The 21,471-nt window shown below is 57.6% G+C and carries 21 protein-coding genes and 1 pseudogene; 4 read left to right on the forward strand and 18 right to left on the reverse strand.

The features are described 5' to 3' along the window. Nucleotides 1-33: 33 nt before the first annotated feature. The 4 genes from RBB29_RS16120 to RBB29_RS16135 form a co-directional block, all read right to left on the reverse strand. The gene (locus RBB29_RS16120; protein ID WP_306115056.1) at nucleotides 34-1,074 is read right to left on the reverse strand and encodes an ABC transporter substrate-binding protein; all 1,041 of its coding nucleotides are present in this window, start codon (nucleotides 1,072-1,074) and stop codon (nucleotides 34-36) included. Nucleotides 1,075-1,175: 101 nt separating this feature from the next. Further along, nucleotides 1,176-2,717, reverse strand: a complete 1,542-nt coding sequence (locus RBB29_RS16125; protein ID WP_306115057.1) for a glutamine synthetase family protein — start codon at nucleotides 2,715-2,717, stop codon at nucleotides 1,176-1,178. Continuing rightward, complete coding sequence (locus tag RBB29_RS16130; protein WP_306115058.1) at nucleotides 2,689-3,996, reverse strand: hypothetical protein; 1,308 nt, start codon at nucleotides 3,994-3,996, stop codon at nucleotides 2,689-2,691. The genes RBB29_RS16125 and RBB29_RS16130 overlap by 29 nt, the downstream gene beginning before the upstream one ends. Further along, a complete protein-coding gene (locus RBB29_RS16135) occupies nucleotides 3,989-5,197 on the reverse strand; it encodes a cytochrome P450 (protein WP_306115059.1) in 1,209 nt (402 codons plus the stop codon). Before RBB29_RS16135 ends, RBB29_RS16130 begins: the two co-directional genes overlap by 8 nt. 129 nt (nucleotides 5,198-5,326) lie before the next feature. Between RBB29_RS16135 and RBB29_RS16140 the strand changes: the two genes are divergently transcribed. Further along, the gene (locus RBB29_RS16140) at nucleotides 5,327-5,794 is read left to right on the forward strand and encodes an Lrp/AsnC family transcriptional regulator (RefSeq protein ID WP_306115060.1); all 468 of its coding nucleotides are present in this window, start codon (nucleotides 5,327-5,329) and stop codon (nucleotides 5,792-5,794) included. A gap of 283 nt (nucleotides 5,795-6,077) precedes the next feature. On the opposite strand, the gene RBB29_RS16145 is transcribed toward RBB29_RS16140, so the two are convergent. The 8 genes from RBB29_RS16145 to RBB29_RS16180 form a co-directional block, all read right to left on the reverse strand. Next, a complete protein-coding gene (locus RBB29_RS16145; protein ID WP_306115061.1) occupies nucleotides 6,078-6,440 on the reverse strand; it encodes a hypothetical protein in 363 nt (120 codons plus the stop codon). Between the two features lie 49 nt (nucleotides 6,441-6,489). Then, nucleotides 6,490-7,728: a relaxase/mobilization nuclease domain-containing protein gene (locus tag RBB29_RS16150; RefSeq protein WP_306115062.1), complete on the reverse strand. Its 1,239-nt coding sequence runs from the start codon at nucleotides 7,726-7,728 to the stop codon at nucleotides 6,490-6,492. Further along, nucleotides 7,721-8,269: a plasmid mobilization relaxosome protein MobC gene (gene mobC / locus RBB29_RS16155; protein WP_306115063.1), complete on the reverse strand. Its 549-nt coding sequence runs from the start codon at nucleotides 8,267-8,269 to the stop codon at nucleotides 7,721-7,723. The genes RBB29_RS16150 and mobC overlap by 8 nt, the downstream gene beginning before the upstream one ends. 334 nt (nucleotides 8,270-8,603) lie before the next feature. After that, nucleotides 8,604-9,578 (reverse strand): ParB/RepB/Spo0J family partition protein, encoded by a 975-nt coding sequence (locus RBB29_RS16160; protein ID WP_306115064.1) that lies wholly within the window; start codon nucleotides 9,576-9,578, stop codon nucleotides 8,604-8,606. Then, a complete protein-coding gene (locus tag RBB29_RS16165) occupies nucleotides 9,547-10,320 on the reverse strand; it encodes a ParA family protein (protein ID WP_306115065.1) in 774 nt (257 codons plus the stop codon). Before RBB29_RS16165 ends, RBB29_RS16160 begins: the two co-directional genes overlap by 32 nt. Before the next feature lie 404 nt (nucleotides 10,321-10,724). Then, nucleotides 10,725-11,255 carry a hypothetical protein gene (locus tag RBB29_RS16170; RefSeq protein WP_306121183.1) on the reverse strand — a complete coding sequence of 177 codons (531 nt, stop codon included), beginning with the start codon at nucleotides 11,253-11,255 and terminating at the stop codon, nucleotides 10,725-10,727. Nucleotides 11,256-11,390: 135 nt separating this feature from the next. Beyond that, complete coding sequence (locus RBB29_RS16175; RefSeq protein WP_306115067.1) at nucleotides 11,391-13,271, reverse strand: ParB/RepB/Spo0J family partition protein; 1,881 nt, start codon at nucleotides 13,269-13,271, stop codon at nucleotides 11,391-11,393. Nucleotides 13,272-13,491: 220 nt separating this feature from the next. After that, nucleotides 13,492-13,896, reverse strand: a complete 405-nt coding sequence (locus tag RBB29_RS16180) for a DUF3768 domain-containing protein (RefSeq protein WP_306115068.1) — start codon at nucleotides 13,894-13,896, stop codon at nucleotides 13,492-13,494. Between the two features lie 664 nt (nucleotides 13,897-14,560). On the opposite strand from RBB29_RS16180, the gene RBB29_RS16185 reads away from it, so the two are divergent. Continuing rightward, a complete protein-coding gene (locus RBB29_RS16185) occupies nucleotides 14,561-15,763 on the forward strand; it encodes a Fic family protein (protein WP_306115069.1) in 1,203 nt (400 codons plus the stop codon). Nucleotides 15,764-15,859: 96 nt separating this feature from the next. Here the strand turns inward: RBB29_RS16185 and RBB29_RS16190 are convergent, their stop codons facing one another. Continuing rightward, on the reverse strand, nucleotides 15,860-16,051 hold the full coding sequence (locus tag RBB29_RS16190; RefSeq protein ID WP_306115070.1) for a hypothetical protein: 192 nt from the start codon (nucleotides 16,049-16,051) through the stop codon (nucleotides 15,860-15,862). A gap of 297 nt (nucleotides 16,052-16,348) precedes the next feature. Further along, nucleotides 16,349-16,600, reverse strand: a complete 252-nt coding sequence (locus RBB29_RS16195) for a WGR domain-containing protein (RefSeq protein WP_306115071.1) — start codon at nucleotides 16,598-16,600, stop codon at nucleotides 16,349-16,351. 382 nt (nucleotides 16,601-16,982) lie between these two features. Between RBB29_RS16195 and RBB29_RS16200 the strand changes: the two genes are divergently transcribed. After that, entirely contained in the window at nucleotides 16,983-17,276 is a 294-nt protein-coding gene (locus RBB29_RS16200; protein WP_306115072.1) for a hypothetical protein, read from the forward strand. 138 nt (nucleotides 17,277-17,414) lie between these two features. On the opposite strand, the gene RBB29_RS16205 is transcribed toward RBB29_RS16200, so the two are convergent. The 3 genes from RBB29_RS16205 to RBB29_RS16210 all read right to left on the reverse strand — a co-directional run bounded on the left by RBB29_RS16205 (nucleotide 17,415) and on the right by RBB29_RS16210 (nucleotide 19,913). Then, nucleotides 17,415-18,146 (reverse strand): gamma-glutamylcyclotransferase, encoded by a 732-nt coding sequence (locus RBB29_RS16205; protein WP_306115073.1) that lies wholly within the window; start codon nucleotides 18,144-18,146, stop codon nucleotides 17,415-17,417. Nucleotides 18,147-18,675: 529 nt separating this feature from the next. Next, complete coding sequence (locus RBB29_RS22305) at nucleotides 18,676-19,092, reverse strand: helix-turn-helix domain-containing protein (protein WP_306115074.1); 417 nt, start codon at nucleotides 19,090-19,092, stop codon at nucleotides 18,676-18,678. A 131-nt stretch (nucleotides 19,093-19,223) separates the two neighbouring features. Next, nucleotides 19,224-19,913 (reverse strand): hypothetical protein, encoded by a 690-nt coding sequence (locus tag RBB29_RS16210; protein WP_306121184.1) that lies wholly within the window; start codon nucleotides 19,911-19,913, stop codon nucleotides 19,224-19,226. 312 nt (nucleotides 19,914-20,225) lie between these two features. Here RBB29_RS16210 and RBB29_RS22310 point away from each other — a divergent pair, with 312 nt between their 5' ends. Next, nucleotides 20,226-21,200, forward strand: a complete 975-nt coding sequence (locus tag RBB29_RS22310; protein WP_371931516.1) for an SH3 domain-containing protein — start codon at nucleotides 20,226-20,228, stop codon at nucleotides 21,198-21,200. A gap of 103 nt (nucleotides 21,201-21,303) precedes the next feature. Here the strand turns inward: RBB29_RS22310 and RBB29_RS16215 are convergent. Beyond that, nucleotides 21,304-21,462: pseudogene (locus RBB29_RS16215) on the reverse strand (transposase); the annotation flags it as partial. Between the last annotated feature and the right edge of the window lie 9 nt (nucleotides 21,463-21,471).

Genomic DNA, 21,471 nt, shown 5'->3' on the forward strand with positions numbered 1-21,471 from the left:
AAGTCCACACAAGCCCCGCCGCACGTTTCCTTGTTACTGGGCTTTTACCGAGTTCCACGTATTGGTGTAGGTCTCGAGGCGTTCGCCAAGCGGCTGCCAAAGCAGCAGGCTATCGAGATAGTCCGGATCGGCTTGGTGCAGCGCTTCGAATTGCTCAGGCGGCATGCAGGCCTTGGCCGCGACCGGGTTGGCGACGGAATAGCCGTTCACATTGGCAACGCCGCACTGGCCCAACTCGCTCAGTTGCATGTTGATGAACTTGTAGGCGCATTCGGTGTTGGGTGTGCCCTTGACGACCATCCAGCTGTCCATCCATCCTTCAGCGCCTTCCTCGGGGATGAACTCGGTCACCTCGATGCCCTGCTCCGCCAGAAGCGCCGACTGGTAGCCGCCCCAGGTATTCGAGATCACCACCTCGCCGCCCGCGTAGAGATCGACCAGTTCGCCCGCCGTCGCCCAGTATTTGCGCACCAGCGGTTTCTGTTCGACAAGCTTGGCCTGCGCGGCGGCCAGTTCGTCGTCGCTGAGGTCATAGATGTTCATGTTACCATTCAGTCGCGCGGCGACATAAAGCGCCGATTTGTCATCCCATAGCGAGATCTTGCCTGACAGGTCGTCGCTCCACAGTGCCTTGAGGGAGGTGGGCGGCGTGTCGAAGGCATCGTTGCGATACATGAACGGGATAGACCCCCACGTATAGGGCACGCCGTAATATTCGCCGCCCTCCTGGATGCCGTCCTGATCCAGGAATTTCTGGTAGATGTCGCCCCAGGCGTCGACTTTCGACGTGTCAATCGGTTCCACGAAACCCGCGTCGATCATCAATTGAGTTGTGTCTATCGACGGCGTGATCAGGTCGTAGACCCCGCCGCCCGCCGCCAGTTTCGGCGCGAAATCGTCGTTCGAGCCGACATAGGTCGCGTTTACCTTGCACCCTGAGGCCTCTTCGAACGACTTGATGAAACTGTCGTCAGCATAGCCTTCCCATGTCAGGACGTTGAGCTCTTGTGCAGAGGCCGCGCCGCCAGCCAGAACCAGCGCGGCAACGCTGGTGGTCAGTGTCAGGTTCTTCATGTTTCCAACTCCCTGTTGGTTCTTTTGATTTTCGCCGGTGCTTCGGGTTTTCCGGTTTTGTACGACGCGGCACCGGTCTCCGCGCCTCGTGTCATTGCGGATCAGGGGACGCAGTGCAGATAGCGCTCCACATCCCAGTTAGTGACCTCGCGCAGGAATCGGGTCCATTCGTCCTGCTTGTACTCTTGGTAAAGGCCATAAAGTTTGCCCGGCATAGCCGAACGAATGACCTCGTCCTTCTCAAGCGCCTCCAACGCGTCGCGAAGGTTAAGCGGGATCAAGTTCACTTCTTCTTCACCGCTCATCCATATTTCGGTCACGTTGCGAGCCTCTGGTTTGCCCGGATCGATCTTGTTGGTGATGCCGTCATCCAGCGCCTTGATAAGTGCGCCGCAGAAGAGGTGAGGGTTGACCATGGAATCCACAGCACGAAATTCGAACCGGTCGGGAGATGAAATCCGGACAGCACAGGAACGGTTTTGCAGCCCCCAGTTCGCCCCGATCGGAGCCCAAAGCCCGAAATCATTGAACCGACGATAGGAATTGACGGTTGATGCACCAATTGCGGTCAAAGCGTTGATATGTTTCAAGGAACCGCCGAGCGCATGATGGCCTAACTCGGACGGTAGCCAATCCCCTTCGGTGCTTTCGAATTCGTTGGTCCCGCCGACCGAATATTCCCAGTTTTCCTCCATACCGGGTAGGTCGTCCTTGGTCAGTTGCTGCACCTCGCGCTGACCCCCGGTCCATAGCGAGCAATTGTGATGACAGCCATTGGCAGCGTAACCCATATAGGGTTTGGCCATGAAACAGGCGATCAATCCGCGCTGGCGTGCGACTTCGGCGCAGATCTGGCGATAGGTCGTCATCCGATCGCAGGTCTGCAGCGCGTCGTCGAACTGGTAGTTCAGTTCGACCTGGCCGGGGCTGTCCTCGCAATCGCCCTGGATCATGTCCAACCCCATGGCGAGCGCGTAATCCGAGACCTGTTTCCAGACCTCGCGAACCTCCTCGAACTGTCCGATATGATAGGCGAAAGGTTGTGTCATGCCCTCGAAAGGCTGCACTTCGCCCTCCTTCGGCTTGAGCCACAGCATTTCCGGTTCCAGTCCGACTTTCAGGTACAGGCCGTTGTGCTTTTCACGGAACTCGCGATCGAACCGCTTGAGGTTTCCACGCGTGTCGTACTCGTAGTATTCCCCAGGTTTTTCAGGGTCTTCGATGCCGTAGAAAAGCGTGCAAAAGACGCGCGCAATCCGCTTGTCCCAAGGCAATTGCACAAAGGTCTCAGGATCCGGCAGGGCGATGCATTCCATCGCATTCGCGTCAAACCCGATCAACTCGCCCTGAAAGTTCGGAGTAACGTTTGACACACCACCCATCCAGGTCTGCACGCCCTTGCGGGCCTGCGTTTCCCAGTGCCGGGCCGGTGCGGCCTTGCCCATCACCCGCCCGGTGATCGAAATATATTGGTAGTAGATATAATCCACCCCGAGCGCATCGATCTTCTGGCGGACGCGCTTTACCAGCTCGTCTCGTCCCTCTGCGTCACGTTCGCGGTGATAGTCTGAATCCGTTGGTATCATTCCGTTCGTTCCCCGTCGGTTCTTTTGTTTATGCTTCCAGGTATCGGCGCCGCTCATCGGCACTGACGGCCGTGCGCAGGCTTGCATCCTCGGCAAGGCAGGCGGCTGTGAAGTTCTGCACGAACCGATCACCGAACAATCTTGCTGCGGCATCGCTTTGCGCCATTCTGTGCGCCGCCTCGTAAAGATCGCGCGGGAACCGCTGTGCGCCTTCGGGCACATCATCAGGTCCCGCGGCCTGCGCCGCAGGGGGCGCGCTCAACCCCCGCTCAACCCCGTCAAGCCCCGCGCCCAACATCAGCGCCATGGTCAGATACGGGTTGCAGTCCGACGGAGGCGACCGGAATTCCAGCCGCGCCATGTCGGAGTCGGACGGCACCGAGCGCACGGCGGTGGTAAAGGTGTATTCCGCCCAGGTCACGGCCTTGGGCGCCCAGGATCCCGGCGCGAGGCGACGATATGCGTTAACCGAACTTGTGCACATCGCGAAGCACTCGGGCACAACGTCGATCATCCCCGCGATAAAGCTTTTGGCCAGATCGTTCGTGCGGCCGGACGCGTCCGAGAACAGGTTCGCGCCGCTTGCCTTGTCACGCAACGACAGGGTGCAATGGCCACCGATCCCGGGATAATCGGGCCCCAGGTACGGCATGAAACTGACGGTCAGGTCGTTCCGCCTTGCCCATGAGCGGGCTGCGAGCCGGAAGAAGGCCGCGTCATCCGCCGCGCGCAAGCCGCGCGTGGCTCCAAGCGTCGCCTCGAGGCAACCGGGGCCAAGCTCAACCCCAAGACCGAAGAGGCAGACATCATATCCCATGATCTCGGCTTCCAGGTCGCGGATCAACTCGGCATGGATGGCTGCGGTTGTTCCCGACCAGCATTTGTTGTCAGGTGCGAATTTTTCGAGGTTCTCGAATCCGCGCTCGCGCACGGACATGTCGGTTTCATCGAGCAGGATCAATTCGAACTCGAACCCGGCATCGACGACATAGCCCATTGCCTCGGCTCGCTGAAGCTGACGGCGCAAGACCTGGCGAGGCATCACCTCTTCCGGTTCTCCGGCCATTTCGGCGATGATTGCGACGGCACCGGGCTCTGCCGGGTAGCGGCGAATGCTGTCGGCGTCGATCTTCTGCTGTTCGGTATAATAGGACGAACCACCGATCAAATTGTCGGCGCTGTCCCAATAGGCAACCACGTTGGCGAACCGCGGGTCCTGCGCCCATTGCAGAAACTGGTCGCGCCGCAACCGCCTTTCGCGGAAGATCGAGGCGTAGTCAAATTGGCCGACATGGACGACCTCTGCCTCATGTTCTTGCAGCAGCTTCTCAAACAATTCGACGCTCCTCGGGGTCGAAACGGATCGGCAGGGACAGAGGACCCGTATTACCACTGTCTGGCAGCCATTCGGCGGGCCCGTCCGGCACCGGGTTCCTCAACCGCTGCGCCAGCATCTTCAGTGCCTCGGACATGTCGCCACGCGCGATGGGAGAGCCGATGCAATGATGCTTGCCGCCACCGAATCCGAAATTCGGCTTGCGTTTGACGGTGATATCGAAACCGGGTTCGAAATGCGTGGGGTCAGTGGCGGCAGATTCAGAAAATAGATGGATTGTCGTGCCTTGCGGGATCGCCAAGCCCTTGTATTCGAAATCTTCCATCGCCTCGCGTGTCACCCAGGTGACCGTCGGCCGAACGCGCATCACCTCCTCAACCGCCTGACGTCCGAGGTCAGGATCGTTTCCGAGAATTTTCCACTGTTCGGGATGCTCGACAAACGTCGCCATCGCCAGGCCCAGCTGGTTGCGAGTGGTGTCTATTCCGCCAAAGATCGACAGCACGATCATGTCCAGAAGCTCTTGATCGCTGAGTGAATCCTTGTCGGCATTGGCCGAGATCAGCGCACCGATGAAATCTTCCCGAGGATGGGCGCGGCGATCTGCGACGACCTCCCGGGCAAAGTCGAAGAACCACTCTGTGGCCGCATCCACGCGAGGCTCGTCCCGAGCATAGTTTACGCCAAGCGCATAGCCCATCTCGACAGCGTGGTCGGTCAGCTCGCGCCATTGGTCGCCCGACACCCCCACAAGCGAGCAGATCACCCGCGCGGCGTAAGGCTCGGCGAAATCCGCCATGAATTCGCATTTGCCGACCGACGCAAAGTTCGAGATCAGTTCGTCACACAACGCCTGGAACTCCGGGATCAGAGAACTGACCAGTTTGGGCGCGAAGGCCGGCGCGCCCAGCTTGCGCAAACGCCGATGATCGTCGCCCTCGACATTGAGCATGATCCGCTTCCACCATTGCGACCAAAGACCGGATGTGCCGTTGTGCTCCGGCCAGCGGTAGGACCCCTGCCGCAGCGACGGGTGCATGATCATCTCTTTCATCTCTTCGTAACGCAGCACGGCCAAACCGTACGGCGTTCGGGCAAACCAACTTTCCTCGCGGGCGCGGCGTACAGCGTCGGAGCGGGTAGAGAAGTTCGGATCGGACGGATCCAGAAACGGCGCATCGTCGATTTTCGGCACTCCCATAGCATTCCCACTGTTTGTTCGGCAAATTTAGATCAGTTCCGAATATTCGCCGGATTTTTCACTGGACACAGAATGATCTGTGTGTCACTTCGTCGCAATCGAATTAAATTCGAACCAGAAGAGGTGAAAATGCCGCTTGACCGAACAGACCGTCAAATTCTCGAACTTCTGCAGAAGGATGCTCGGTTGATGAACAAACAGCTCGCGGCCGAAGTGGGGCTTGCGCCCTCATCTGTCCATGAGCGGGTGAAGAGGCTTTGGCAGGAAGGTGCCATCGAGGGAACCGAGACCGTGGTAAACCCCAAGCGCCTTGGCTTCGGGCTTGCCGCGGTGATCTTCGTCAACATCTCGAAAGAAGGCCAGGTCAACATCAACACACTCATGGAGGACCTTGTGGCGGTTCCGGAAATCCAGAATGTGTATCTTGTCACTGGCCGGTACGACCTTGTGGTTTCGCTGATCGCGCGCGACATGGACCACCTGAAGTCCATCGCCTACCACGCGCTGACCGAGCGCATCGAGATAACTACCTACGAAACGTCGATTGCCTACGAACATAAGCGCAGCGGAATGATACCGGTCGGCCTTGACCGATAAGACCAGCGTCCTTGCACGTTATGAATAACAAGCTGGAGTTGGTAGCGATTGGGAAGAGTGGCGGGTCTGTCCGCAAGTTGTGAGTCCACCTACTAACCAATCTTGCACCTGCATCGAATGTCCGAAGTACGGGCCGCGGCCGCAGCATTCGACAGGATGGTTCAACGGCAGCTTGGTGCCATTCGGTGCCGCTGCGGGGCTCGGCGTATGACTGGTTTGTCCCGCCTTGCGTGAATTTGTCAGCACTATCGCGAATGGCGGCAATAGCTCGAATTTAGTGCAATCATTTCAGCCATCCCGCCTGATAATCCAGAAACAATGTCCCGCTGTCCGTCATCTCGATGCGAGGTGCTCGCTCCGGATCACCCCCCTGCCCCGACTCCGCGGGATATTGATCAAGAACGCGGTCGTAGTCCTGCGCAGCCGCTGTCGCCTCCTGGCGTATCCGCCCCGAGGCTTGATTGAGGCAGTTCAGGTAGTCTTCGACGTCCGAGAAGTAACCGCGAAAAGCCGATCGAATTTCCCGCGCCCCGTATCCCGCATCCGACAGATAACCTGCATCAGGGCGAACGGGCTCGATACAGGCCTCCTGCGCCACCGCATTCGAAGCGGCGAGCATAGCAATCACAGAAGTCAGGCGCCCCATTTTTCATCTCCTTTATCGGTTGGGGCAATAAGGTCTGCCCCAGCACAATTTACCGCTCTCTGCCTGGCCCCTTGTCGCGATCCGGCACCCCTTTTTCAGCACCCTGTTCTCGTACCGAGGTGCGATCGTCCGGACCCGCCGTACTTGGCTTGCTGCGCGTCGCGGACTGTTCAACCGCAACCTCCCGCGCCAGGGCCGCCCGTTCGGTCGTAACGTCGGTCAGACCAGCAGCGAACTTCTCAGTGGCGCGCGCAAGCGCACGGTCTTCCGGATCGGGTGATCGCGTCAGGATCGCTGCGGCCGCTGAATAGGTGGTCAGTACGCGATTTCGACGCGCGACGATTGCCGTATCCCACGGTCGATCCGGAATCTGGCCGCCATGATCCGCCACATCCCGCCGCACTTCGCGTTGTTTGGCCTTGTCGATGGCAACCGCCTCACCGCGCTGGCGGATCTTGTAGACGGGCGTACGCTCGCCCCTGCGGGTCACACCGCGCGCGGAACGCGGTGTCGACTCCGCCTCGATTCCGCGCTGCCGCAGTTTTGTGGCGAAGGTATCGCGCAGATGTTGCAGGTCGGCTTTGCGCAGATTGAGTTTTATCCCGTCATGACCGACGGTGCGCACAGTCAGATGTACATGGGGATGTTTCGTATCGGTATGCAGCGCCATGACATAATCATGTCGTCCGCCAAACTCCTGCTGGGCCAGGGCGCGCACGGCATCTTTCACGGCGCTCGCATTGGTGTTGTCCGGCATCGAGAATACGATGCTGGTGGTGATCCGGGTGCGGTCCGAGGCCAGACCATTGGCGCGATCTTCGTCATGGCTCTGCATCCATTCGGCACAGAGCGCGGCCGTCGCGGCCATTCCGGTCAGCACATCGCCAAGACCGTTCTCCAGATCAAGCTTGCCATTGCGGCTGATGTAATCGAAATGCGCTGCGACGCGCGCGCCCTCGGTCTGGCGATTGACCTGGATCGGGTTGCCATGCTTGTCCATCTTTGCGGGTTTGGACACCTTCGCCATGACCTCGGGCGCGCCGCGCACGACACGGGCCAGCCGCGCCTTGTCCGCGGCGCTGATCGATGCAGCCTGGGTCTCCGACCGCCCTACCCCACTCGACGAGGAATTGCCCGCAGATTGCTTGCGGGGGCTCGCATCTCCCTGCCCGTCCCTGCCCGCCTTTTCCGTCGAGAAATTCCCCGCTGCCGGCGAGCGGACCGACCAGCCACTTTTGGGATTGGACCAGCAGTCCTCGAACCCCAGAGTGGATTTGAAATCACTCACTGCCTGCCTCCTCTCCGATCTGGAACCTAAAGCGCCCGCCGGCATATTTCGCGAGCTCTGTTCTCAATGCCTGCACCTCCCGACGCATGGTCTGCAGTTCCTCCTTGGTTGGCGCGTAGCTATCGCCGGTGAAGACGCCGCGGTTCATGACCGTGGCCATCTGGTTGAGATTGGTCGCCATGCCCCGCAACTGACGAAACGCCGTCTGGATGATCTTGCGCTCGCCCGTCACCGGCTGAGGGGCGGATCTGACGCGCGCCGTCAGCAGGCGCGATGCCCAAGTTGAGACTGGAACATGCTGGGACTTGGCCTCGCGCTCCAGCGACTGCCGAACCCCCTGGCCAAGACGGACTGTCACCTTGCCCTCACGGCGCGCTTTGGTTTGCTTCTGATCCGGAACGTCGGCTTCGCCTGACACCGTTTCAATCACCTGCCGCAGAAACTCAGACGGAGATAGCCCGTGCTCAGCCGCAACCGCTTCAAAGCGGGTCTTGCTGGCGGGCGCGACACGAGCGCGGACGAGTTCAGATTTCTGAGGCATAATCAATCCGTGCTACAATGCTGGCGCTTCGCCTATCCTGCATTAGTCTCCTCCTTCATCGGTTTTGTGCTCCGGGAGCACATTTCTTCTGTTCAACAGTTGTGCCCAGAGGGCGCCTTTTTCTTCGGGAGGTGCATCTTCCGGGGGGGTCAAAACAGGATCAGTTACCCACACCCCCTCCGCTCCGATGTTTGATGTCTCCGCTCCGGGGGCGCAGGGTCGGGGCATTTTCTCCTGAAGTCGAAAACCCCCCGACTGGATAACCGATCCTGCTTTGACGTCTGCTTGGCAGGCGTGGTTTCTTGTCTGATCCCGGCGCGGGCACGGGTATTGATTACGCATCGATGACTTCGAGCAGCTCGATTTCGGTTAAAGCAATCTCCTCGAGCCGCGCACCATTGTCGAAGCTCACCACGAGTGCTCTGTTTGAACCGGGTTTGCGGTCAGTCAGAATCCGACCGATGTCACCCTGATGTCGGCAAAGAATGGCGACAGGACCGGTTTGGGTACGAGCCGCTTCTGGCTCCGCATCGGGGGCGATCTCATCTGAAGACCGTGACAATATGAACGAACCGGAATTCTGCTGATCCGGCTGATCGGTGTCATCGGTTGAAGGTGCGCCCTGCCCCGCATCAATCTCGGATCGCAGGGCCCCGACGGTGACACGCGTAATATCCTCTGCCGGTGTATTGGTCAGAAACTCGCGCACGGCACCTTCATCCTTCTTCCACAGCGAGCCGAGATCAGACAATGCGAGAACAGGCGTATTCGCGCGTGCCAGCGCCTGCAATTCGTCAGGCATCTTTGCGATTCCGGCGTATCTGGAAACCGCTGACTCGCTCCAACCCAGGGCCTTGGCGATCTCGGGGCGTTTCTTGCCCGCCTCCCGCATTTGCCCGACAGCCTGCGCGATTTCCCACGTCGTCAGATCAGCACGCTGCACGTTTTCGGTGAGCTGGATGGCGCGCAGCTCCGCCGTCGCCTCCCGCACGATCGCCGGAATGTGCACCAGCCCGGCCAGTTGTGCCGCCCGCCAGCGGCGCTCGCCCATGATGATGAGATGCTTGCCGTTGGCATTTCTCGGCTGCACCGTAATTGGCTGAAGCACGCCCTGGACCGCGATGCTTTCGCTCAGAGACTTGAGCTTGTCTTCGTCAAACACCCGTCGCGGCTGATCTGGGTCGGGTACGATCTCGGACAGATCAATCTGTTGCTCGCCGCCCTCGGGCGCTTGTTTGCTATTCGAAAACTTGTCCAGTTTTCCCGAGGCCGCCAATCTATCCAGCGTGTCGGTAAGGCTGCGCGCCATGGCATGTCTCTCCCATTACTTTTGCATAGAACCAATCAAAGAACGCGGTGAATTCCGCCACCGCCTCACGACCGCTGCGGGTCTTGATCTCCATGAGCGACACACCCGCATCCTGGGCCTGCACGTAGGCCGCGCGGTTCCGGATCGCATGGGGCACAAGCAGGCGTTCGAACGCCTCCGCGACGGTGACAAGCGCATCCCGCTCCACCTGCTTCACCGCGTCGAATCGCGATGGCAGCAGCCCCAGAAGTTCCAGCCCCGGATTGTGTTCCTGGGCCGCGATGAAAGCTTCCAGCACGCCTTCGATGCCATCGAGCGAAAACCGTTTCAGCTCGATTGGCACCAAAAGATAATCCGATCCCAGAAGCGCCCCGTAAACCACTTCGGAGAAGCTGGGCGGGGCGTCGATCACGCAGAAATCGGCGCCGTGGCTGTGAACCAGTCCGTTGCGCACATTGAGAAGAACATCATCAGAATTCTGCGCCAACAGGTCTTTGTGGCCGGGCAGAATGCCGATCTCGCCGGCGCTCAGATCGGCCTCGGTGGACGCGCCCTTAGTCACCAGGTCAAGCGCGCTGCCCAGGTCTTTGCCGGTTTCAAATGATCCGGTGAAGTTCCGCTGGCTGTCGAGATCGACGCCGATCACCGAATGCCCCCTGTCTGCCAGCGCATAGACGATCTGGCTGGCAATCGTGGTCTTCCCGACCCCGCCCTTGTTATTGGCAATGATGATCTTCTTCATTGCCCGCTTGTCCCGTCATGCGGGCACGATTCATACCTGTTCGACACTTGCTCGAATTCCCTTTTTGTTGAATTTTCTGCTCAGAGACGAAGGCTTCGCAAACCACGCCCTCAGGTTGTATTCTGAGTGCCGCATTCACCACCGCGCTGCAACGGGAAACTGCTTCGATTCAATGCATTGACCGAAATTCGCCGAAGGGTGGGAGAGGATTGTCAGCCGACGCTATCTGGCGTGGCGCGCGGCCAGGTTCTGGCCGCCCCAGCGGGAGCGCCAGTCCCTGCTCGTCGGGGCATTGTCCCGACCGGCAGGGACACCAGAGGATGGCTAAGGATTTAGCCCGAAAGCCGACAGTGAGAGCACATTCAAAAGGGCAAAGCGATTTTGACGATCGCAGATCGTGCTCGTCAGGTGTCCAGTTTCGGTGAGGTACTCCGCGACTTCGCCAGAACGCCGTCCTCGCGGATCGCGGCGATGGTGGTCGGTGTCCTTCGCGACAGTTCGACCCCGTCGCCGGACATCATCGCTTCGACGAACTCGGTTTTCTTCAGCACAGCCCCATCGGATTCAACGTAAGTCATGTCCCCGTCCCGCTCATGGGCGACGGAGCCATCGGATTTGATCCGCACCCAGGCACCGCCCACCTGCACCGAGATCAGTCCCTCTTCGACCACTATGCCTTCCCAACTGATGCCCGGATCGCGGCGCAACACGATCTTGTCGGGCCGGAACTTGATCTGCACGTCGCGCGGCTCGGTCTTGTCCGCCGCCTTGACCACGAGAAACGCCTCCTGTTCTTCGGGATTGGCGTGAATGGTGGCATTGCCATTCTTGGGCGGCCAGACCTTGGCTTCTGAGCGCGGGTTGCCCTGCCGGTCCCGGTGAAACCCGATATAAAGCTGCGCCGATTTCCAGACCCGCAATGCTGTTCGTCTCACCTGATCCATCTTCTCACCTTTCACGCCAAATTTATTGTCCGAAAACCGTCGCCGCCATCAAGCAAGACCTGCCGTGATGCACAAGCGGGATTTGCGGATCGGCGGCTCCCCGAAGGGAGCCGCGCTGTTTTTTGCTCAGAAGCACTCGGGCACCCATGCCTCGATCCGTGCCTTCTGCTCGGCGGTCACGCCAAGTGCCTTTTGCTGGTCCGGATCATTGAAGAGTTTGTGCAGCGCCGCGTTCTTCTCGCCCTTCTTCGATTTGGCGAAGGACTTGTAGGCGTCGCAGTCTGCAGCGAGGTCCAGCATCGCCAGATAGAGTGCGTCCAGTTGCGGGCCTTTCAGACGCTTGAAGCAATTCTCGGCGGACGGTGTCCAGATTGCCCTTATGTCCGCACCGATCTCGGCTTCGATCTCTGCCATGAAGTCCGGGCTTTGCATCTTGAAGGCACGCGCGAGGAAGGCGGTGATTTCGCCGTTGCGCAGCTTCTTGCCCGCGTCACGGAAGGCCGCGAAGGCATCCACCTTGCCCTGCCCCGCCATGTCACGGAGTGCCTCAAGCGCTGCCTCGGTTTCCTCGTCACGCTCTCCGCCAAGGCGCGGATCGAGCGCAAACTGGTCGTCAATCTCAGGCGCATTGCGCTCGGTCGCGTTGTAGCCGAAGCCGAAGAGATCGTTGCCATAGCCCGATGCAGGTGACACGGCAAAGGCAAAGAGGCTCAGAAGATAATCGGGTTTCTCCAGCAGCGCGGTCTGCACCGCCGCCAGACGTATCGCCGTCATGTCCTCGACGAATTTCTGCGAATATGCGGGCTTTTCCTTTGGCGCTTTGCCCGCGTCTCGATGTTTGGATTCTTCGATGATGCCCTGTGCTAGGGCCTCGGCCTGATCGTCCTGCCGGACCAGCCCGCGCATGACCTCGACCGATCCGTTATGCGAGACATGTACCAGAATGCCCGACAGGGCTTTTTGCGCGTCGCTGTATTCGCCCTCGATGATCTCCTGTAGCGCATCAAGTTCCTGCTGTCCGTCCTCGTCCAGCACGTCGCCATTGGCAAGGTCGGCCAGCTCGTCATAGCGCTCGGTTTGTTCTTTGCTCAGAACGCCTTCGATCCTGTAGGTCCGCGCAAACCCGTGATCTCGCTGCAACTCGTACCAGAACGGGTTGCTGTCCTCGGTGGTCTGAACCCAGGCCCAGCCCTCGGCCTCCTGCAGTCGGGTTGCTTTATCGCCCAGCTTCTCGGCAAAGAGACGGTCCAGAATATCGGGGTTGTTAAAAATCACCTCATCTTCGAACAGGTCCTGTGTGATGCTACCGCCTGCGGCCTCGTAAGCCTCCTGCCCGACAAATCTGGCCTTGCAGTTGTCACCATCGACGGCATCGGGTTTGAGCGCAGATATGATCTGGTATTCGTTGAACCAGCCGCGCTTGGCCCGTTCCAGCACCTCGAGGATTTTCTTGTCATCCTCGCTGACGGTCATGGCCTTGGCCTGACCCATGCTGATCTCGCCCGCTTTCAGCGCATCAAGTACCGGATCGGGTAGGCCTGCCAGCGCGAGTCGGCGGCGCACATGGGCTTCGGTCACGCCAAAGGCCTGGCTGATCTTGGCAATCGAAAGCGCTTTCTCGGCCATCCGGTGATAGGCGCGCACCTCATCCACCGGATCGAGTTCCTCCCGCGCGGTGTTTTCGGCATTGGCCCATTCCTCGGCCACGAAGGCCGAAGGCGCCATGCGCACCGGCACCTGCGCCAGATCGGGACGCGCGGTCACGGCGATATTGAGCGCCCGCAGGCGGCGGCCCCCGGCCACGACACCCACCTTGCCCGCGTCGTCGCGCAACCCGGCGAGGTTCTGGATCAATCCGCAGGCGACAAGGCTGTCCGCAAGAAGATCAATGCCTTCCTCAACCACCTCCTGACGCGGGTTCAGATCGGAGAGGTAAAGATCGGTCAGAGGGACGTATTCAATCACGTCGGTGGCAGCGGCGGTGTCGATGTTCGCTTGGTTGGTCATAGGGACATTCCTTGATTTTGCAGTTTGGGTTTGGTTAGGGTTGCCCTACCCTCTTCCGGGTAGGGCGTGGGGGCTCAGGCCCCGGCGTGTGATTTCAGGAAGGCGTGGCCGATCTTTGCCGAGAGACCGCCCTTCCTGATTAACGCAACAGCTTGCTGCCGCAGGACTTGCAGACGTTCCTTGCTTATGTTCTCACCCCCTTTCTGCTCTGCGGTTGGGATCAGTATTCGCTGGGGCACATGATGGTCAGGACGCGGCGGGTGACGCTCAGATCGAACGGGCGCTCGGACCCGTAGGTGAAATCCGCGTCATACAGATCGATTTTCCAAAAGAGTTTCTGGCCGCTGACCGTCACGGTCCCGAAGGTGTGATCGCCGTAGGGATCATTTTCGTCGGTGAAGCGCGTATCCGTGGCCACGGCCGCCAGCGACGCCGCCTGAAACTCCGCCCCCTCGCCCGAAACACCGGGGGTGACAAGCACCTGCCCCTGAATGCCTTTCGTCTGCATCTCGAACGCCGCGACCGGGTCGATCAGCGCCTTGCGGAACAGGTCGTTCTGCGCCGCGATCTCTGCCGCCTGCAGGGTGGTGTCATTCTCGATGTCTCTTGCTGTTTCAGTCTCCAAAACCGTCTCTCCTTTTCATGGTGTGACCTCTGGGGCTGATCCCCAATCGGTGCTGGTTTTGAGCCGAGCCCTGAAAGGGCGTCGTCTCTAAAACGTGCCACGTGGCGAACGCGGTGAGGGGCGAGACAGGACAAATCGACAAGAGTGGTGCGGCCCGCAGCGCGCCAGCGCGAGGACACGGTCTTGTCTATTTGTCTTGTCCGAGGGGGGAGGCCGCGCCTTCCCCCTGACGGGAAGGCGGCGTTTGGCTTGCCCAAATCCCGCCTGACCAAACAAGGAATGGCAAAGGATCTCCGATCCTGCGCGCAAAAGCGGGCGTACCCCGAAGGGCGGAAACAAGCAGGTCCGGGCGACCATGCGGCCGCGGCGGAGGCTGGCTCAGAGAGACAGAATCCGCCGCACCAGGCCCGCAGGGAGACAGGGCCGGATTGGTTCCGGTCTGGCGGCGGCAAAGCCGGTGCCTAACGAGCACGCGGTCACGGGCCGTGAGGCGCGTGATTTGCCAATAGGTTTTCCTGTCGTCAGAACACGAAACTGAGGCTCACACCCGGTTTTCGGGAGGTCGGCACATAAGATCGGCAGCCCATATCGGCAAAACCTTGCCTTGTTCAGGATAAAAGCACTATAAATACTCAGTTTTTTGAGGAACAAAGATCGGCAAGAAATGCTCGAAACTCCCGGCAGAATAGAACCCTGTTTCTTCGAGGAACATATCCCGGCCGAACTGGCAGACCTGTCGGTCGAAATCCAGCGGGAAGCCAGCGGCCTTGGCAAAGGCCTGCATCCGGACAGTGCCGCGGAACTGGCCGATCTCGTCCGCATGATGAACTGCTATTACTCCAATCTGATCGAAGGCCACAACACGCGCCCCCGCGATATCGAAAAAGCGCTCGCCGGCGCCGAACTGGAAGAGGAGACACGACCCCTTGCATTGGAGGCTCGCGCCCATGTCATCGTGCAGCGTGCCATCGACGACATGCACCGAGCGGGCACCCTGCCCCGCCCCACATCCGCTGAGTTTCTGACCTGGGTCCACAAAACCTTCTACGACGAGATGCCAGAAGAGTTTCGTGTCATCGAACACCCGAACGGGTCGCAGGAACCGATTATCCCCGGCCGCATGCGCGAAGAAGGTGACACTGAAGTTGCGGTCGGGCGCCATCAGCCGCCGTCATCAAGCCGGGTGGCCGCCTTCATGGAACACTTCGACAAGCGGTTTCAAATTGCCGCGCGCTCGGCAAGTGGCCGCATAATCGCGATTGCCTCCGCCCACCACCGTCTGAATTACATACACCCGTTCCCGGATGGTAACGGACGCGTCAGCCGCCTGATGTCCCATGCCATGGCCCTGGAAGCGGGTATTGGCGGCGAAGGGCTCTGGTCGATTTCCCGCGGACTTGCACGTGGGCTGAAAGACCGGGGAGAATACAAGCAGATGATGGATCACGCGGACAGCCCCCGCCGAGGCGACCGGGACGGACGCGGCAACCTCTCAGAGGCCGCCCTGAAAACCTATTGCGCGTGGTTTCTGAATGTGGCCCTGGATCAGATCACCTTTTCGGCAAAGCTGTTCGACCTTGGTGGTCTGGACAAACGCTACCGGCGCCTTGTGGCCGACACGGTCGACGATAAACGCGCGCCGGACCTGGTCTCCGCCGTCCTGCGGCATGGCGCCCTGGAACGCGGGGAAGCGCAATACGTGCTCAAGACCTCCGAGCGCACGGCACGGAACACGCTCAAGCAACTCACCACGGCGGGTTTCCTGGCCTCCGCTTCGCCCAAGACACCGGTGCGCCTTGCGTTCCCACTGGACTACAGGGAGCGCCTGTTCCCCAATCTGTTCGCGGATGCCGATCTGCCGGAGTGAACCGCGAAGCTGGCGGTCTAATTGAATACGGTAGTTGGGCTCTGAAGCGGAGAAAGGTGAAAAGGGCGGCTTGCACCGCCCTTTCTGGGTTCAGCCCTATTCAGGGACATCGTCTCGTTTCGGGAAGGCAACCATGTCGACGCCGGGGAACATGTTGTGTTTGACATTGATCGAGGTGATGTTGCCCTGGTCGTCGGTGTTGAGGAAGAGAACCCCGCAGCGATCCCAGAAATTCTTGCCGTCTTTTTCACCGGTTTTGACGTTCAGTTTCAATGTTTGAGTAGCCATTGTTTGATCCTCGCTTTTTTAGTGTTTCGATGAACATGCGAAAAGCGGGCATCAAGGATCTGTCATCAGGAAAATTGGGCCGCGAGGAATGCGCGATCAGCGCAGGGGAATTTTCCTGTTGAAGCGCAGCGCCAGGTCCGGCTGCCCGCTTATGTTCATCTTGAAGAAACACGTGAGCGAGGATCGTCACAGGCTACGGGCTAAAACCACGCCATGACCGAAAAGGAGGTCAGAATTTCGACGGCACTGCGCGGGATGAATTGTTCGGAACGCAATGATCGACCAAGCCATCCGCGATCACTCTGGCACCGCCACATATCCGCGGCGGCGTTTCTGCTTGTCCAACTTCAGGAACGCCTCGGTCGCTTGAGCTGCATCCTCATAGGTCACCATCATGCCGCGCCCTTTTGTACCGATACGCCCCCAGCTGCGAAGCACTGACATTTCTCCGAAAAGCGTGGGCTGAATTTCGATGCCGTAGAACCGCGCCATGTTGAGCTCAGGGTTCACATGGATCAGATGGACAGGTGTGGCCTCGGGCAATTGCATGGCCGAATTATCATTCGGTACGGCCCGCCTGTCCAATGACATTGCTGAATCAGTTCGCCGGCAATGATTCATATCCGTGATGAGGACCGATCCTTAAAGATAGTGCGGCACTCAAGAAACATGAATGACGGTAGCTCGGGGCCAAACCGATCGAAATAATGCTGAATACCAGTTTTTGAGTCCCGGCATAGGCAGAAAAGTTTCTCTGCCAGCAAACACATAATCGCGGAATGTCCTTGCCTCCGCCGCAGTCCCGCCACAGCAATTGCTATACTCAACTTGTATGAATCTACTGTGTCTACTTTATTTGTTATCGCCATCGCATCCGGTTGCGTCATCCGCGATACTCCCAATCGCGCGAAGCTTTGAATAGGGAACGCCCATGTCCAGCATCACATGCAATTACCAGCAGATTGTGACTGTAGCCGAGCGTTTGAATGCGCTGGCAGATGCGGCATGCCAACATTGCGGCATTTCATCCAAAGCCCTCTTATCGCATAGCGAAGCTCTCGAAGTTTGCGCGGAAGAATTTTCATCTGACATTGCAAGCGGACATCGCGAGTTTATCCCGATAGCGCTCTGCCCAAGCTGTCACAAAAAGCACCACCTAGACGCGCGCAATAATCACAATCCATGCCAGGTCACAGCACGCGACAGCAGGGAGTGGTTGGATTGAACATCCTTGTGTGAGGATCTCGCCAATTTTCCGCGGAAAACGAACGTATCTTTGAAGACATCATGGCCCACGTTCTAGCCCTGCGCATTGATCAGCCGATCAAAGAAAACCTCGAACGCTACTGCACAATCTGAGACGTTAGGCAGCTTGGTTGGCACGGCTGAATGCTTGAGCGTCTCTGAGCAAGATTTCACAATGTTCATCCAGAATATCGAGGGCCGAGAAATGACTCACGATGTTTTCCAGGTATTCCATACTGCTACCGAGGAAACCTTTTCCTGTGGCTAGGAACTGAACCTGCTCTTCGTGTGTCAGATGCGGATGCATTGCATCCGCACTATGATCGGCGACAAATGTCAAAGCCTCAATCATTTCGCCACCTGTGTCCACTGTCACAAGGGTTGGGATGTAGCACGGAAACGCCATTTCACGACGCCATATTATTTCTGTTTCGATCTCGATTTTGTTGCGCTCAATTTGGAAAACCAGGCCGTCACAACCCGACCCGGTTTCAAGTGCTGCCATCAGACCTGGTTGTTCAACTGTTCCTCGGGCACCGTAGATATCTTTCAGAATGAAGCCGCGTGAATACCCTTCAATCCGCCCGCGCCGGACTTGTCGGAACTCGAATGCTGGATCCCACATGAGGGAGCCATAGGCGAAAACCCACAGATGATCGTCTCGTCGGTCCGCAATCACAGCCTCTCGGCACTCTGCGCGCTGCTCCGGTGTCCTGAGCATATCGACGACCCAGCTCAGACCAGGTTGCTGAGAAAAGACATCCCGTGCATCGAAATCACGAAAGAAGGACCGAGAAGGATCGGTAATTTTGTCGCGCAATTCCGGATGGTGGATAAATGGATCACTCATAACATTCCCTCGAAAATACTTTTAGTTGCAAACTGCTGCGGGCTTTGGCCCGTTGTTGAATTTACTCGGGCCAGATTGCAGAGTTGTTAATGGCTTTACACCCTAAGCATCTGTTTCTTTTGTAATTTTACTAAGTTCTGAGTGCTTTTCGTTTTGTCGCGAAGTTTTCTGCTCGACAATAACGAAAATTGCCCCGGAAAACCGGACAGTCGGCTAGGTGGTATCCTGAACCTTTGAAGTGATACGAGAATGGCCAAGCACCGGAATTTCACAGATCAGTTCAAAGCCAAGGTCGCGTTGGACGCGCTGCGAGAATAAAAAGCATGCAGGAGATTGCCGCGAAGCATCAGCTGCACTTCCCTGTTGGGCTGGCCCTGGTATCACCCAGGATCCTTCTAAGTTGTGAGAATAAACGCCAAAGGTCAATATCAGCACGGCTGATGAAAAGGACCGGTGAGGGAATAAATGACCTATTTTGATCCTGGGCCAAAAGGTGGTGCGATCAGTAAGATGGGCGTTATTCGGGCTTTCAGTTTAACTTTCCGGCTTGAGGCTTACCCAACGCAACAGTATGCGCAAAAATTTCCTCACGTTCCTCAGGGCTCACCCCGTGATACGAAGCAATCAGACACGTGGCCTCGTTGTCGAAAACAAAGCCGTCCTCGCTCGAACAGCCTCGTACCGGTGGAACTTCAAGGCCGTCAAAGAAGTGTGTCACAGGTACACAAAGCACAGTCGCCAAATCGAATAGCTTTGATGCACGAACTCTCTCGAGCCCTTGTTCGTATCTTTGGATTTGAACGGCCGAGCAGCCGGTTTCATTCCCTAGCTCATCGGCTGAAAGTCCCAAAATCAGCCTGCGTAGCTGAATGCGGGCTCCTACATGCTTATCGATGAATTGCACCAAGTCGAACTTTCTAAAGGAACCGTCTATTTGTCTTATCATGATCCCGCTGGCCTTCAAGTGTAGGGGATCTGCCAACTACTGCAAACAGGCGGTCCTTCACTGGGAAGTTCGATAAGCGGGCCCATTATCGTGACCGATCGAGGGTCATAACTCAGATGCCTGACACTTTTTCAAAAGCTGCTTTTGCCCAATCCACCCAACAATAGACCCAAAGGATGACCGTAAGGTGTGGGCTGATAGGGTGTAACGCATCCTTCACGCGAATCGAAGCAGGGCAACACCTTGGCGACATTACCTCTTGTAACTGGGTCTGTGGTTGCCTGGACCGTAACGTGTGTCAGGGTGAAACCGTCACCAATGACCAATGAAATTCTGTTTGGGTCGACCAATTTAATCGTTGTCGGATCACTAAGGTTAGCAAAGGTAACGATCTTGGGCCAATTTTGGCGCGCCACATCTATCGGTTCAAAATGCCCCGCTGCTGCTTTGCTTGTACGAAGCGCTGCGTTGCGATCATGTGAACTCTGCGCAACATCTTCTTGCTGGTGGTAAACAGCAGTTCGTAGTGCAGGTGTCAAATTCTGCAGCAAAGCAATCAACACCTTGCCATCGCCGAAATCGGCAACAACAGCTTCTCCTCTGACCTGACTCCGTAAACCTCCACCCCCGATCAAATAATTTCGCGAAAAAGCCGTTGGATGTCCAAAGCGTACGGCGATCACACCACTTGCCTGCATTGGTCCGTACGGCGTCTCAAAATGTAAAATTGTACGCTGATTCCATTCGATACTTCGTTCGCATCCAAAGAGCGCGAAGCCAAGAAAACAAAGTAATGGGACAGCCAGAACTGCTGGTTTCAAAAAATTCATCTCCAGAATAACTGCATTTTCAGAATTTGTGACCGTAGCAATTCAAGTTTCAACGCAAATCGAATGCACTGACTCATTTCACAAGATGCGATTTCTTGTCAACGCGATCGCAGGGTAGTCGGCGACGACTAGGCGCATTGTAATCGTCGTAAAAACACACCTAAATCAAACTGATTAAATGCTACAAACTCTGCGGTATTGATGCCCTTCTCGCCGGAACGAACTCAGCTAATCAAAGCCAGGATCAAGGAAAAGCTTAGCACTCGGTCGCTCGATGCATGGCAAAGGTCATTTCTGACCAACATGGACCAAAAGTTTACGCAATATGGTGAAAAGAGACGTCTGAGTACCGCGCAATGTCGCAAGTTGCACGAGATCTTGGGGATCGAACTTACAGACTCGCAAAGCGCGAAACAACCAAAGCCTAGCCGCGTGCCTTCCAAAGTGGCGTCGAAGTCTCGCTCACGACGTTCTGCGCCAGTTAACCCACTGCGGATTATCAATGCCCCGAGACGTGCTATTCGTCGCGTTGAAAGACAGCTATTCGTTCCCGTTCTGATCGTATTTGGGCTCGTTACCTTGATCAGTGCGTTTTTTGATACTGAGCCTGAGTATCGCGCTACAGGGACTTCGATTGGGGAAGCCCCTTCAGTTTGGTACGTCACTGGGACTAACGTCAATCAGCGCAGTGGGCCCGGTACAAACCACGCGGTGATGGGTCAGCTAGCGCAGGGCGCAAAAGTGAGGTTGCTCAATCGCCAGAATGGTTGGTCAAAAATATCGTCGCGTTTGGGCGAAGGATGGATGTCCTCAAGTTACCTGTCCCAAAACCGAACAAGCGGAGCCACCCAATCGACTGCCGCGCCGAGCGCATATCCCTACTTCGAATTTCAAACACTCCGAGCCAGCCAGGTCCGCATCATTGATGGTGATACTATAGCTGTTCCTGGATTGTCTGCCGATGTGCGACTTGTAGGATTCAACACGCCGGAAACCTATCGAGCAAAGTGCACAGCCGAAAAGAATCTTGGCAACAGGGCCACGGCTAGATTGCGTCAACTCGTCTCAACTGCAGCCAGTATCCAGGTGCGTCGTGTCGCGTGCGCATGCAAGCCGGGCACAGAAGGAACCAAACAATGCAATTTCGGCCGGTTATGCGGCACGTTGTTGGTCGATGGTCGAGACGTAGGCTCTATCTTGATTGGCGAGAGGCTGGCGGTACCGTTTCGCTGTGGGAAAACATCTTGCCCCAGAAAGCCCAGTAAATGGTGCCAGTAATGCTCTGGAACAAGCGGGTTTAGGGTTAAGTTTGCCGAGTAAGCAGGATGCTGCGGCCCAGAGTTGACATCCAATGCACCCAGCGGATGCTGTGTCTGCAGGCCGCACGCCTCAGCCGCTCATTTTCCTTCCGAAGCCGCTTCAGTTCTTTCAGTTCATCTACACCCATTCCACCGTACTGCTTGCGTCAGCGGTTATAGGTTTGTTCGACAAACCCAATCTGTCTGATTGCAACCAGACGGGGCATGCCTTGCCCCATCAGAACTTCAAC

It is taken from the genome of Roseovarius sp. MMSF_3359, assembly GCF_030733385.1.
Classification (GTDB): Bacteria; Pseudomonadota; Alphaproteobacteria; order Rhodobacterales; family Rhodobacteraceae; genus Roseovarius.